Genomic DNA, 13,186 nt, shown 5'->3' with positions numbered 1-13,186 from the left:
AGGAGTTCTACAATAAGAAACGACCACATTCCTCACTGAACGGCAAGACTCCGATGCAAAAACTTAAGTCTGTCGAGCACCTTGTTCCGATCCAGTCCGACGTGAGTGAAAAATTCTGGGAGTCAAACGAAGAAATACTTCCACGTAATTACAAGTATCTTAAATTCATAAAACATCGAAATAAGAAAACTGTTATTCGATAAGTCGTGGAGAATCAAAATATATCACAGATTATTTTACGCTTTTAAACTCATCGGTCGGGGAACGGCCAGCGCCAAGGGGCGGGATCACCCGTCCCGACGAGCGTAAAAATTTAGTAAGCTAATGTAGTGAATCTGTTGTTATAGCACACATTATTAGAAGAAAAAAATCGGTTTGAGTCGTGTTTATACCAATCGTGCGGACAAAGTCCCCAATGCCACATTCATTCCTTTATCCTTGTTTCCCGACAGCAATCTTCCATCAGCTACAACTACGGGCGTAATAATAGAACTTCCTTCCCGAATCAATATCCATCTTGATAGCCGTGGAAATTCAGAGCTGAGATTGGGATTAATTCATAAATTATGCGGCCATGTTCTGTCTGAATTGTTGGTGGAGTATTGGACTTTCAAGTCCACGAAGAGGATTATGCCGAGACCGCTTTTCACCGGAAATTACGGCATGAACCAATAAGAAAAAGAAACGGGGACGAAGGATATAGAAAAGAAATCCTCACTTAATAACGAAGAAAATCACCCAGGAACGTTTACTTTCCCTCGCAAATGTATACCTTTGCAGATGATAAAAAGAGAACATTCTTTGGCTATTTAAAACAATGCAACTCAAATCACTCCACTCATTTCCAGATCGTTACCTATCCATCTTTTCTAAAACTATAACATTCTATTCCTCAACAAGATAGTTCCAAAGCGAAAAATTAGCTCAGGTAAAATATATTTTCTAAATTTGTACTACATTAAAAGAAAAGACAATGCCTAATTGCGATTTAATTACCATACTCGGCCCCACAGCTTCGGGGAAAACTCCGTTTGCCGCAGCATTGGCGCATGAATTGGATACGGAAATCATCAGCGCGGACTCGCGACAGATATACCGGGGGATGGATCTGGGCACGGGAAAGGATCTGGAGGACTATACGGTTGGGGGAAAAACCATTCCTTACCACCTGATAGACATTGCCGAACCGGGATATAAATACAATGTTTTCGAATATCAGCGTGATTTCCTGACAGCCTACGAATCGATACGGAAGAAGAACCGTCTTCCTGTTTTATGCGGCGGAACAGGTATGTATCTGGAATCGGTACTGAAAGGATACCGGCTGATGCCCGTGCAGGAAAATCCGGAGCTGCGCGACCGGCTTGCGGGATGCTCTTTGGAAGAGCTGACGGAGATGCTGAGCCGATATAAAACGCTGCACAATTCGACGGACGTGGATACGGTGAAACGTGCCATACGGGCGATAGAGATTGAAGAATACTATGCCGCGCACCCCGTTCCGGAAAGGGAGTTTCCCAAACTGAACAGCCTTATCATCGGCGTGGAGATAGACCGTGAACTGCGTCGCGAGAAAATCAGCCGGCGGCTGAAACAACGGCTGGAGCAGGGAATGATAGAGGAAGTTCGCCAACTGATAGCCAGGGGCATTGCTCCGGAAGATTTGATTTATTACGGACTGGAATACAAGTATCTCACGTTGTACGTTATCGGCAAGCTGACCTACGAAGAGATGTATACCGGACTGGAAACTGCCATCCACCGGTTTGCCAAACGGCAGATGACTTGGTTTCGGGGAATGGAGCGCAGGGGATTTACGATACACTGGGTCAGCGCGGAGCTGCCGACACAAGAAAAGATAGCTTTTGTGAAACGGAAACTGCAAGAGTTTTAGTATATTTGGCGCTAAGATAGTAAAGGAATGCCGACATGAGCGTAGAACCGGGAAAATGGGGAGTCGTTTACAACCCCAAAGCAGGTACCCGAAAGGTACAGAAACGATGGAAAGAAATCAAGGAGTACATGGACAGTAAAGGAGTAAATTACGACTATGTGCAATCCGAAGGTTTCGGTTCGGTGGAGCGGCTTGCCAAAATTCTGGCAAACAACGGCTATCGCACCATCGTGATTGTGGGAGGCGACGGAGCGCTGAACGACGCGATAAACGGCATCATGCTTTCCGACGCACCCGACAAAGAGCATATCGCCATAGGAATCATCCCGAACGGAATAGGCAACGACTTTGCCAAATACTGGGGGCTGACCACCGAATACAAAGCGGCGGTAGACTGCATCATCAACCACCGTCTCCGAAAGATAGACGTAGGTTCCTGTACTTTCTACAACGGCAAGGAGCACGAACACCGCTATTTTCTCAATGCGGTGAATATCGGCTTGGGAGCGCGCATCGTAAAAATTACCGACCGGACCAAACGGTTCTGGGGAGTGAAATTCCTGTCGTATGTAGCCGCATTGTTTGCCTTGATCTTCGAACGCAAGCTCCACCGGATGCACCTGCGCATCAACGACGAACATATTCGCGGACGCATCATGACGGTATGTATAGGCAGCGCATGGGGATGGGGACAGACTCCGAACGCAGTGCCTTACAACGGTTGGCTGGACGTGTCGGTAATCTATCATCCCGAATTTCTCCAAACCATTTCGGGTTTATGGATGCTGATTCAGGGGCGCATCCTGAACCACAAAACGGTGAAAAGCTACCGCACACGCAAAGTGAAAGTGTTACGGGCACAAAATGCTTCAGTCGATTTGGACGGACGGTTGCTGCCTAAACATTTCCCGCTGGAAATAGGCATTTTACCGGAAAAAGCGACACTGATTATCCCCAAATGACACCTGATTACGAATTTTAAACTGCAACTCATTACAATATTAAGAATGATCGAACTGAAAAACAATCCTGCCGGCAACTTTTTCCTATTGGCCGGTCCTTGTGTGATAGAAGGTGAAGAAATGGCGATGCGCATTGCCGAACGAGTGGCCGGCATCACCGAAAGGCTTCGAGTCCCTTACGTATTCAAAGGCTCGTACCGCAAAGCGAACCGATCGCGGGCGGATTCATTCACGGGCATTGGCGACGAAAAAGCGTTGAAGGTGTTAAAGAAGGTGCACGACACATTCGGCATACCTACCGTGACCGACATTCATGCCTCCGATGAAGCGGAAATGGCAGCGGAATATGTGGACATACTCCAGATACCTGCCTTTCTGTGCCGGCAGACCGACTTGCTGGTTGCGGCAGCCAAAACGGGGAAAACGGTGAACATAAAGAAAGGGCAGTTCCTCTCTCCCGCTGCCATGCAATTCGCAGCCGCCAAAGTAGTGGAAGCCGGAAATAAGAATGTGATGCTGACCGAACGCGGAACCACTTTCGGGTATCAGGATCTGATAGTAGACTATCGAGGCATTCCGGAGATGCAGGCATTCGGCTATCCGGTGGTACTGGACGTGACTCATTCGCTGCAACAACCCAACCAGACAAGCGGAGTAACCGGAGGCATACCTCAACTGATAGAGACCGTAGCGAAAGCCGGCATTGCCGTAGGTGCCGACGGACTGTTCATAGAAACGCATGAAGAACCTTCGGTCGCCAAAAGCGATGGAGCCAACATGCTGAAACTCGACTTGCTGGAAGGGTTGCTCACCAAATTGGTAAGAATACGGGAAGCGATTAAATAAAAAAACCGACTCACTTGTGATTTACCATAAACCGGTGCGACTTATACCACAATAAATTTAATTAAAAGAATAGAGAAGTTCGTTTGACCTCCAATCGGGATGATTTCGAACGACGGTTTCAGAAACTTTTATTTCTTAAAATAATTACTTATATGAAACATTTATTACGTGGATTATTTATTGCGGCCTTATCGATATGCTGCAATTTCCAAAGCGCATCAGCCCAGCCGATGCAGAAGCTTCCTGTGGACAAGAACGTTCGCATAGGCAAACTCGACAACGGGCTTACCTATTACATCCGGCACAACGCTCTGCCTGAGAAACGTGTTGAGTTTTACATCGCACAAAAAGTGGGATCCATCCTCGAAGAGCCGGAACAACGCGGATTGGCTCACTTCCTCGAGCACATGGCATTCAACGGAACCAAAAACTTCCCCGGCGATGAAACCGGACTCGGCATCGTACCTTGGTGCGAAACGAAAGGTATTAAATTCGGAGTGAACCTGAACGCGTATACCAGCGTAGACCAGACGGTGTACAACATCAGCAATGTGCCTACCGACAATATGAACGTGGTAGACTCTTGCCTGCTCATCCTGCACGACTGGTCGAGCGCCATCAAGCTTTCCGAAAAAGAAATCGACAAGGAGCGCGGCGTGATACGTGAGGAATGGAGAAGCCGGAACAGCGGTATCATGCGTATCTACACCAATGCGCAACCGGTGATGTATCCCGATTCCAAATATGCCGACTGCATGCCGATAGGAAGTATCGACGTTATCAACAACTTCCCCTACCAAGCCATCCGCGACTATTATGCCAAATGGTATCGCCCCGACCAACAGGGAATTGTGATTGTAGGCGACATCAATGTAGACGAAATCGAAGCCAAACTGAAACATATATTCGCAGACGTAAAAGCTCCGGTAAATCCTGCCGAACGTATCTACTATCCGGTGGCAGACAACCAAGAGCCGCTGATTTATATCGGAACCGACAAGGAGGTGACGGCGCCGAGCATCAACTTCTTTTTCAAGCATGACGCCACGCCCGATTCCCTGAAAAACAACATCGCCTATTACGCTACACAGTACATGCTGAACATGGCTACCGCGATGCTGAACAGCCGTTTCGCGGAACAGCTTCAACAGGCCAACCCTCCTTTCACGGGTGCAAGCGCAAGCTTCGGCAACTACTTCCTTGCCAAGACGAAAGATGCTTTCAACCTAAGCGCCAGCAGCAAAGCAGACGGCATCGAAAAGGCCATGAAAGCAGTTCTGGAAGAGGCTGAAAGAGCACGCCGCTTCGGATTTACCCAAACGGAGTACGAACGCGCGCGCGCCAACTATCTGCAAGGTCTGGAGTCGGCTTACAACGAACGCGAAAAGATGAAGAACAGCTCTTATGTGGGAGAATACATCAACCACTTCCTCGATAACGAACCGATACCGGGCATCGAATACGACTATGCCATCATGAACCAGATGGCTCCGAATATTCCGGTACAGGCGATTAACCAGGTGATGCAGCAGCTGATTACCGACAACAATCAGGTGGTTCTGATCGGCGGCCCGGAGAAAGAGGGGATAAAATATCCTGCGAAAGAAGAAATCGCGGCAATGTTGAAACAACTCAAATCACTCGATTTGAAACCGTACGAAGACAAAGTTTCCAACGAACCGCTGCTTTCGAAGGAACCCGAAGGCGGAAAGATCGTTTCCGAAAAAGCGGAAGACATTTACGGAACAACCAAACTGGTGCTCTCTAACGGAGTAAAGGTGTATGTAAAGGTAACGGACTTCAAAGCCGATCAGATTCTGATGAAAGGAACAAGTCTGGGAGGAAGCAGCTTATTTGCCGACAACGAAGCGTTGAACATCAGCCAGCTGAACAGTGTTGCCAACGTAGGAGGACTCGGAAACTTCAGCCAAGTGGATCTGGCAAAGGCCCTGGCAGGGAAACGCGCAACGGTAAGCGCATCCATCGGCGGAAATACGGAAAATATATCGGGCAACTGCTCTCCGAAAGACTTCGAAACGATGATGCAACTGACCTACCTCACATTCACCGCTCCGCGTAAAGACAACGAGGCTTTCGAATCGTACAAGAACCGCCTGAAAGCACAGCTTCAGAATGCCGACGCCAACCCGATGAAGGCATTCGGGGATACGATGACATATGCGCTGTACAACAATCATCCGCGTGCCATCAGCCTGAAAGAGCACATGGTGGGAAACATCGATTACGACCGGATTATCGAAATGTATAAAGACCGCTATAAAGACGCGAGCGACTTTACATTCTACCTGGTAGGAAATGTAGATCTTAAAAACATGAAACCGCTGATCGCGAAATACCTCGGAGGACTTCCCGCAATCAAACGTCAAGAGACTTTCAGAGACACTCACATGGACATCCGTAAAGGATTGTACAAAAACGAGTTCACGAAGAAGCAGGAGACACCGATGGCCACCATCTTATTCCTCTTCAACGGAGAAGGCAAATACGACTTGCGCAACAACGTGCTCCTGAGCTTCCTTGATCAAGCGCTGGACATGGTATATACCGAAGAAATCCGTGAAAAAGAAGGAGGCACATACGGAGTAAACTGCCGCGGAAGCCTGAGCAAGTATCCAAAAGAACGGATGACGCTGCAAATCGTATTCCAGACCGACCCGGCAAAGAGAAACAAACTCTCGGAAATCGTTTTGGAACAGCTGAACAAAATGGCGCAGGAAGGTCCGTCTGCCGAGCACATGCAGAAAATCAAGGAATATATGCTGAAGAAATATAAGGATGCTCAGAAAGAAAACAGCTACTGGCTGAATAATCTTGACGAATATTTCTATACCGGGGTTGATTATACGAAGGATTATGAAGCTCTGGTAAACAGCATCACTGCAAAAGACGTACAGGAGTTCCTCGCTCAGCTTATGGAACAGAAGAATGAGATACGGGTGATCATGACTTCGCCCGAAGAGGAGGAAAAGAAATAAACGGATATTTTTAGCAGACCAAAATCATGCTGATATTTAACGAATTACGCAAGCACGGAAGGCTGGCTGCCCGCCGGCATCCAATGTATGAGAAAAACAAGTTTGCCAAAGCGCTCGGATACATAATGGCAGTATTTTGGGCAGGCTACCTGATATTCTTCGGTATAACGTTTGCATTCGCATTTGCCGATATGGCTCCCAACCGGGAGCCTTATCAGGTAATGAACGCGGGTGCGCTGGTCTTTATCCTGGCGATAGACTTCCTGCTGCGTATTCCGTTTCAGAAAACACCGACTCAGGAGGTAAAACCTTACCTCCTGCTGCCGGTGAAACGGAATCGGATCATCGACTTTCTGCTGATACGTTCCGGACTCAGTCTCTTCAACTTAGTCTGGATGTTCCTGTTCGTTCCTTTCTCTGCTCTCACAATCACCAAGTTTTTCGGCATATGGGGCGTTATTGCTTATCTCATCGGAATCTGGCTCCTGATACTGGTCAACAATTATTGGTATCTGCTCTGCCGCACCTTAATCAACGAACGCATATGGTGGATACTTCTTCCTATTGTCGTATATGCAGGCATCGGCTGTCTGCTCTTCATTCCCAAAGACAGCTTTCTTTTCTATTTCTTCATGGACTTGGGAGACGGATATATCGAAGGAAGCATCCTTTATTTTATCGGTACATTGCTCGTTATCGTCCTTTTGTGGTATATGAACCGCAGAATCATGTCCGGACTCATCTATGTCGAGCTGGCGAAAGTGGACGATGTCCGGATCAAACATGTATCGGAATACAAATTCTTTGAACGTTACGGCGAAATAGGCGAATATATGCGTCTGGAGCTGAAAATGCTGTTACGCAACCGCCGCTGTAAGAGTTCGCTGCGCAGCATCGCCATTATCGTGGTCGCTTTCTCTCTGGCACTCAGTTTCTCGAGCGTTTACGACGGGAAATTCATGACAACATTTATCTGCGTATACAATTTTGCCGCATTCGGCATGATTATCCTTTCGCAACTCATGTCGTTCGAAGGCAATTACCTCGACGGGCTGATGTCTCGCAAAGAATCTATCATGAACCTGCTGAAAGCCAAGTATTATGTATATACCATCGGCGAAATCATTCCTTTTATACTGATGATTCCCGCCATCGCCATGAACAAACTTTCTTTATTGGGCGCATTCGCATGGTTTTTCTATACCACAGGAGTTATCTATTTCTGTTTCTTCCAGCTCGCTGTCTACAACAAACAGACGATTCCGCTGAACGAAAAGCTCACCGGAAGACAGAGCAACAGTGCCATACAAATGGTGATTAATTTCGGCTCTTTCGGCATACCGTTGATTCTGTACAGCGTACTGACCGCTTTTCTGAGCCCGAATACCACTTATATTATTTTATTGCTGACAGGTATAGCATTCACGCTTGCCTCTCCGCTTTGGATCAGGAATGTATATCTGCGTTTCATGCAGCGACGCTACGAGAACATGGCGGGGTTCAGAGACAGCCGGCAATAAGAAAGACGAATCATCAACCGTTTAAACATTACAGATTGTGATTACCATAAACCAACTTAAAAAGAAATTCGGCGAGAAGGTTGCCGTAGACATCGAACAATACGAAATCAGCCGGGGTGAAATGCTCGGACTGGTAGGAAACAACGGGGCGGGAAAAACAACGTTTTTCCGACTGATACTGGACTTGCTGAAAGCCGACAACGGAAAAGTAAGCATCGACGGAATAGACGTGAGTACCAATGAAGACTGGAAAAAGTTCACCGGCGCTTATATTGACGACGGTTTCCTCATCGACTACCTGACGCCCGAAGAGTATTTCTATTTCATCGGCAAAATGTACGGAATGAACAAAGAGCAAGTAGATGAACGCCTGCAAACATTCCAGCGGTTCATGAACGGGGAAGTGACCGGGCAGAAAAAGCTGATCAGAAACTACTCCGCCGGAAATAAACAAAAAATCGGGATTATCTCCGCCATGCTTCACAACCCGCAACTGCTCATTCTGGATGAACCCTTCAATTTCCTCGACCCCAGTTCACAATCTATTATCAAACATTTGCTGAGGAAGTATAACGAGGAGCACCGGGCCACAATCATCATTTCCAGCCACAACCTGAATCACACGGTAGACGTGTGCCCGCGTATCGCATTATTGGAGAACGGCATCGTCATCCGTGACATCACCAATGAAAACAATTCCGCCGAGAAGGAGCTGGAAGACTATTTCAACGTGGAGGAATAAATGTCTCCGATGCGCAGAAGCCTTACATACATAGCATTCATCGGCTCGATATTGGTTCTCGCCTCGTGCCGTACCACAGCTCCGCAGTTCGATTATGCCGCTTTGGCACGAGCTTCCATCACATTGGGAATGGACATCCGGATGGAAGACCATCACCCCCTTTATCTGGAAGCAGCCGAGTGGATGGGAGTTCCTTACCGCGGAGGCGGAAATTCGAAACAAGGAACGGATTGTTCGGGGTTGGTATATAGCATCTACCGGAAAGCGTACCGCACCCGTGTCACCCGAAGCTCCGAAGAACTGAAAGCGCAGAGCCGGAAAATATCGAAAAGTAACCTGCAGGAAGGCGACCTTGTATTCTTCTCCAACCACCGCTCTTCAAAAAGAGTGGGACATGTAGGCATTTACCTCAAAGACCGGAAGTTCATCCATGCCAGCACCGGCCGCGGAGTGATTATCAGCAGTCTGGACGAGCCGTATTACCGAAAGCATTGGATCAGCGGAGGCAGGGTACGCTGACGGGGATTTACAACGTTCTGACCTCCTCTGGCATGTATCCGCTGCGGATACGCCACTCTTGCGGATAGAGATTGTTGGCACGATTGCCGATATTCTTTACAAAGCCTAAAGGAATATGCCGATAAGTGAGCAGCACAAAGCCACGGGGAGCCGATGGCGGAAACGTAATCACCTCTTTCCGCAAATAGGCAATGGCTTGTTCGTAACCGATCTCTTCCGACGGAAACACATCTCTGTTCAGGAGTTGACTACTCATAGCCAGCGAATGTGCCGGAACGATGTCTTTTCCCTTCACTTCAGCCACATTCACACCTGCCTGTATCACCCTCAACACCTGCTTCATCGCCGCCAATTCACCGGCATACGCATGCGGAAAAGCATACATCCCGGCGCCTTCCGCAGCCAATGTATACTTGCCGGAAACGGTTTCTTTCAACCACCTCGCTGCCGTTGTCAGATTTTCTTTGGAAACAAGAGAAGCGCCCGTTGCCGCCCCTTTCTTCTCTTTCTTTTTTGCTTTAGCCTGCGGAAAGAAGTGCCGGTCGCTCTCTGCTTCTTCCGCAGGTTTGCGGAGAACAGCCAGAAAGAGCCCCTCCCCTTTCGTCCGATGAGGAAGAAAACGAAATACGGGAGCCTCATCGCCCGGCAACAGATTGCCGGTAATCCCCCATTCGGGACAGATATCCAAAGGCAATGATTCCGCTCCCAGCTCCCGGCGAATCCAGCGAACGTTTTCCTCGTCCTCTTTGATATTGTAGGTGCACGTACTGTAAACGAGCAATCCTCCGGGCTTCAGGCACGGCCAGATATCCGCCACGATGCGTTGCTGGCGTTGCCGGCAGATTTCTACATTTTCAGGACTCCATTCGTCGACAGCCGCCGCATCTTTGCGGAACATCCCTTCGCCCGAACAAGGCACATCGGCAAGAATCACATCGAAAAAATGCGGTAACGCAGAGAAGTCCGCAGGATCGTTGTTGGTCACCACCACATCGGGATGCCCCCACTTTGTCAGATTTTCCGCCAGCACCTGCGAGCGGTTGCGGATCACTTCGTTGGACACCAGAAGACTTCCTTCGGGAAGCACGCTGCGCGCATGAGTGGATTTGCCGCCCGGAGCGGCACAAAGGTCGAGCATCACCACAGGCTTCGTGACATATTGCCGCAATGCCTGCCCGACAAACATGGAGGAGGCTTCCTGCACATAATAAACGCCCGCATGAAACAAAGGGTCGAAAGTAAACGTAAGCCGTTCGTCGAGATAATAACCGTGAGCCGCCCAGGGAACCCGCTCCCGACTCTCCGCCCGCCCGCCACCGCAGAGCGGTTTATCTCTATTCATACGAATGCTTGCCGGAGGTGTCTCCCGCAAGGCTGCGGCAAAATTCTCAAATTCTCCGTCGCCCAGCAAAGAACGGATATCGTTTATAAAAGAAGCAGGTAAATTCATTTTCGATGATTAATTCCTGCAAATATCAAAAATATTTCGTCTCTTTGCAACTTTATAAAGTACTAACTACGTCTAACAGGCAAAGAAACAAAATTTAAAAACATAAGAATATGAAACGGATATTTATAGCCATGATGGTCGCACTGACCTTCTGCATGCTGCCGGCGAACGCCCAGAAAAAAACAACCGTAATACAAGATTCCATCGGGAAAGTAAAAATCACCGTATCTCAAACGAAAAAAGCGAAAAACAATCAGTCCGGCATCACCGTCGTAGGGGTGGATACCGCCGAAACGGGCTTAACAACCGCAGACGACAGCCTGACGGAGGAAATGCACACAAGTTTCGACTTCGACAGCGACGATGACGATTTCCCATTCACCAAATTCGACAATCCCTTTGGAAAAGGGTTCATCCTTGCCATCGTGTTTATCATAGCAATGTTCGGGTTGCCGGTATTCATTGTTTTCATCGTCTTCTTCTTCCGCTACAAAAACCGGAAAGCCCGCTACCGGCTTGCGGAAAAGGCGGTGGCAGCGGGGCAGCCGCTTCCCGAAGAGTTCATCTACGACCCAAAACAAAAGGACCGGCAAGCTCAAGGGATTAAGAACACTTTCACCGGAATCGGACTGTTCATCTTCTTATGGGCGATAACCGACAATTTCGGTATCGGAGCCATCGGCCTGCTTATCATGTTCATGGGCATCGGGCAATGGATTATCGAACGCCAAAAAGAGAAAAAAGAAGAAGCCTCCTATCGAGGCCGTACGGCAAACGGTCAGTTCACCGACCGCAACCCCGGCAGATTCGAAGAGAATGAACCAGAAAATAACCATCACCGGAACGACGAAGCGAGATGAGCCAACTCAATGAATTATCGTTAGTCGCCCAGGTGGTAGTGCTCAAAAACAAAAGAGCATTCGAGCCTTTGGTGCAGAAATACCAGTCGCCCGTGCGGCGCTTCTTTCTGCACCTCACCTGTGGTGACAGCGAATTGAGTGACGACCTGGCGCAAGATACGTTTATAAAGGCGTATACCAATCTCGCCTCTTTCCGAAACTTATCAAGCTTCTCCACCTGGTTGTACCGAATTGCTTATAACGTTTTTTATGACTATATTCGCAGCCGGAAAGAGACGGCTGATTTGGATACCAAAGAGATAGACGCCATCAACTGCGCCGAACCGACCAACGTGGGACAGCAGATGGACATCTACCAGTCGCTCAAGACGCTGAAAGAAGCGGAACGGACCTGCATCACGCTCTTCTACATGGAGGATGTCAGTATCGACAAGATTGCAGGAATTACGGGAATGCCGGCAGGAACGGTGAAGAGCCACCTGTCGAGAGGAAAGGAAAAACTGGCAAATTATTTAAAACGAAACGGTTATGATGGAAATAGATAACGACAAACTCCTGCGTCAATTCTTTCAGGAGAACAAACAGGAAATACCGGACAACGACTTCAGCCGGCGTGTGATGGGCCAATTGTCCGGTCGGAAGAGCCGATGGGCGAACCTTTGGCCGGCACTCGTTGTAGCCATAGCTGCCGTGCTTTTCATCCGCATGGACGGACTGCAAATAATCTGGAGCACATTGCGCGAAGTATTCACAGGTATGATTCAACAGGGAGCCGCCCAACTGGATCCGAAATCGCTCCTGATCGCAGCAATCGTCTTGCTGTTTTTAGGAACCAAAAAGGTTTGCTCATTGGCATAAGTATCCTCTTACCGACACATCGACACGTATATGAATATCCGACACAGTTACATCGTTTTAGAAGGAGTGCGCTGCTATGCCTATCATGGCGTAATGCCGCAGGAAAATCTCGTAGGCAATGAATACATCATCGCCTTGAGGCTGAAAGTCGACATCGGCCGGGCGGCAGAAACGGACGAAGTGGCAGACACGGTGAGCTATGCGGATGTGTACGAAGCCGTAAAAGAAGAAATGAGTATTCCGTCGAAACTTCTGGAACACGTGTGCGGACGAATCGTCGGAAGGCTTTTCGCCGATTTCCCGTCGGTAGAAGAAATAGAAATCAAACTGTCGAAACGAAATCCTCCTATGGGAGCGGACATCGACACTGCGGCGATAGAGATGAAGTGTTGCCGGGGATGAATAAAGTATAATAAAACTCTGCTCGCCCTCGCCGATCTTTGAAAAAAAAGACGGCGGGCTTTGAAAAAAAGGCGGCGGGCTTTGAAAAAAAGGCGGCGGGCTTTGAAAAAAAGGCGGCGGGCTTTGAAAAAAAGGCG

General features: G+C 48.4%; 13 protein-coding genes and 1 pseudogene. 13 read left to right on the top strand and 1 reads right to left on the bottom strand.

The features are described from left to right. The 9 genes and pseudogenes from GGR07_RS14230 to GGR07_RS13480 all read left to right on the top strand — a co-directional run. Positions 1-203 (top strand): annotated as a pseudogene (locus tag GGR07_RS14230) (IS481 family transposase); the annotation flags it as partial. 172 nt (positions 204-375) lie between these two features. Then, a complete protein-coding gene (locus tag GGR07_RS13515) occupies positions 376-675 on the top strand; it encodes a hypothetical protein (RefSeq protein ID WP_147298106.1) in 300 nt (99 codons plus the stop codon). Between the two features lie 298 nt (positions 676-973). Beyond that, positions 974-1,894 carry a tRNA (adenosine(37)-N6)-dimethylallyltransferase MiaA gene (gene miaA / locus GGR07_RS13510; RefSeq protein ID WP_021643911.1) on the top strand — a complete coding sequence of 307 codons (921 nt, stop codon included), beginning with the start codon at positions 974-976 and terminating at the stop codon, positions 1,892-1,894. 35 nt (positions 1,895-1,929) lie between these two features. Further along, positions 1,930-2,856 carry a diacylglycerol/lipid kinase family protein gene (locus tag GGR07_RS13505; protein WP_021643910.1) on the top strand — a complete coding sequence of 309 codons (927 nt, stop codon included), beginning with the start codon at positions 1,930-1,932 and terminating at the stop codon, positions 2,854-2,856. Between the two features lie 45 nt (positions 2,857-2,901). Beyond that, positions 2,902-3,702 (top strand): 3-deoxy-8-phosphooctulonate synthase, encoded by an 801-nt coding sequence (gene kdsA / locus GGR07_RS13500; RefSeq protein WP_021643909.1) that lies wholly within the window; start codon positions 2,902-2,904, stop codon positions 3,700-3,702. Positions 3,703-3,854: 152 nt separating this feature from the next. Beyond that, positions 3,855-6,698 (top strand): M16 family metallopeptidase, encoded by a 2,844-nt coding sequence (locus GGR07_RS13495; RefSeq protein ID WP_034543960.1) that lies wholly within the window; start codon positions 3,855-3,857, stop codon positions 6,696-6,698. 26 nt (positions 6,699-6,724) lie between these two features. After that, a complete protein-coding gene (locus GGR07_RS13490; protein ID WP_021643907.1) occupies positions 6,725-8,218 on the top strand; it encodes a DUF5687 family protein in 1,494 nt (497 codons plus the stop codon). A gap of 37 nt (positions 8,219-8,255) precedes the next feature. Beyond that, positions 8,256-8,960, top strand: a complete 705-nt coding sequence (locus GGR07_RS13485) for an ABC transporter ATP-binding protein (RefSeq protein WP_021643906.1) — start codon at positions 8,256-8,258, stop codon at positions 8,958-8,960. A 9-nt stretch (positions 8,961-8,969) separates the two neighbouring features. After that, the gene (locus tag GGR07_RS13480; RefSeq protein ID WP_034543966.1) at positions 8,970-9,479 is read left to right on the top strand and encodes a C40 family peptidase; all 510 of its coding nucleotides are present in this window, start codon (positions 8,970-8,972) and stop codon (positions 9,477-9,479) included. A gap of 7 nt (positions 9,480-9,486) precedes the next feature. Here GGR07_RS13480 and GGR07_RS13475 read toward each other — a convergent pair whose 3' ends face one another. Next, positions 9,487-10,929 carry a methyltransferase RsmF C-terminal domain-like protein gene (locus GGR07_RS13475; protein WP_021643904.1) on the bottom strand — a complete coding sequence of 481 codons (1,443 nt, stop codon included), beginning with the start codon at positions 10,927-10,929 and terminating at the stop codon, positions 9,487-9,489. A gap of 110 nt (positions 10,930-11,039) precedes the next feature. On the opposite strand from GGR07_RS13475, the gene GGR07_RS13470 reads away from it, so the two are divergent. From GGR07_RS13470 to folB, 4 genes are read left to right on the top strand one after another with little or no spacing between them, the layout of a single operon-like run. Next, positions 11,040-11,789: a DUF6249 domain-containing protein gene (locus GGR07_RS13470; RefSeq protein ID WP_021643903.1), complete on the top strand. Its 750-nt coding sequence runs from the start codon at positions 11,040-11,042 to the stop codon at positions 11,787-11,789. Continuing rightward, complete coding sequence (locus GGR07_RS13465; RefSeq protein ID WP_021643902.1) at positions 11,786-12,334, top strand: RNA polymerase sigma factor; 549 nt, start codon at positions 11,786-11,788, stop codon at positions 12,332-12,334. The genes GGR07_RS13470 and GGR07_RS13465 overlap by 4 nt, the downstream gene beginning before the upstream one ends. Continuing rightward, complete coding sequence (locus GGR07_RS13460; RefSeq protein WP_021643901.1) at positions 12,318-12,647, top strand: DUF5056 domain-containing protein; 330 nt, start codon at positions 12,318-12,320, stop codon at positions 12,645-12,647. Before GGR07_RS13465 ends, GGR07_RS13460 begins: the two co-directional genes overlap by 17 nt. A gap of 30 nt (positions 12,648-12,677) precedes the next feature. Beyond that, a complete protein-coding gene (gene folB, locus GGR07_RS13455; protein WP_039972270.1) occupies positions 12,678-13,049 on the top strand; it encodes a dihydroneopterin aldolase in 372 nt (123 codons plus the stop codon). Positions 13,050-13,186 lie beyond the last annotated feature (137 nt).

This window comes from Bacteroides pyogenes (assembly GCF_014196225.1).
In the GTDB taxonomy this organism is placed as follows: domain Bacteria; phylum Bacteroidota; class Bacteroidia; order Bacteroidales; family Bacteroidaceae; genus Bacteroides; species Bacteroides pyogenes_A.
Note: the sequence above shows the minus strand (reverse complement) of the source record. Positions and strands in the feature narration are given on the sequence as shown.

What these genes read in the sequence shown, in the direction of transcription:
- miaA (WP_021643911.1), top strand. Translation starts at nt 974, where the DNA reads ATGCCTAATTGCGATTTAATTACCATACTCGGCCCCACAGCTTCGGGG.
- GGR07_RS13505 (WP_021643910.1), top strand. Translation starts at nt 1,930, where the DNA reads ATGAGCGTAGAACCGGGAAAATGGGGAGTCGTTTACAACCCCAAAGCA.
- kdsA (WP_021643909.1), top strand. Translation starts at nt 2,902, where the DNA reads ATGATCGAACTGAAAAACAATCCTGCCGGCAACTTTTTCCTATTGGCC.
- GGR07_RS13495 (WP_034543960.1), top strand. Translation starts at nt 3,855, where the DNA reads ATGAAACATTTATTACGTGGATTATTTATTGCGGCCTTATCGATATGC.
- GGR07_RS13490 (WP_021643907.1), top strand. Translation starts at nt 6,725, where the DNA reads ATGCTGATATTTAACGAATTACGCAAGCACGGAAGGCTGGCTGCCCGC.
- GGR07_RS13480 (WP_034543966.1), top strand. Translation starts at nt 8,970, where the DNA reads ATGCGCAGAAGCCTTACATACATAGCATTCATCGGCTCGATATTGGTT.
- GGR07_RS13475 (WP_021643904.1), bottom strand. Translation starts at nt 10,929, where the DNA reads ATGAATTTACCTGCTTCTTTTATAAACGATATCCGTTCTTTGCTGGGC.
- GGR07_RS13470 (WP_021643903.1), top strand. Translation starts at nt 11,040, where the DNA reads ATGAAACGGATATTTATAGCCATGATGGTCGCACTGACCTTCTGCATG.
- GGR07_RS13465 (WP_021643902.1), top strand. Translation starts at nt 11,786, where the DNA reads ATGAGCCAACTCAATGAATTATCGTTAGTCGCCCAGGTGGTAGTGCTC.
- GGR07_RS13460 (WP_021643901.1), top strand. Translation starts at nt 12,318, where the DNA reads ATGATGGAAATAGATAACGACAAACTCCTGCGTCAATTCTTTCAGGAG.
- folB (WP_039972270.1), top strand. Translation starts at nt 12,678, where the DNA reads ATGAATATCCGACACAGTTACATCGTTTTAGAAGGAGTGCGCTGCTAT.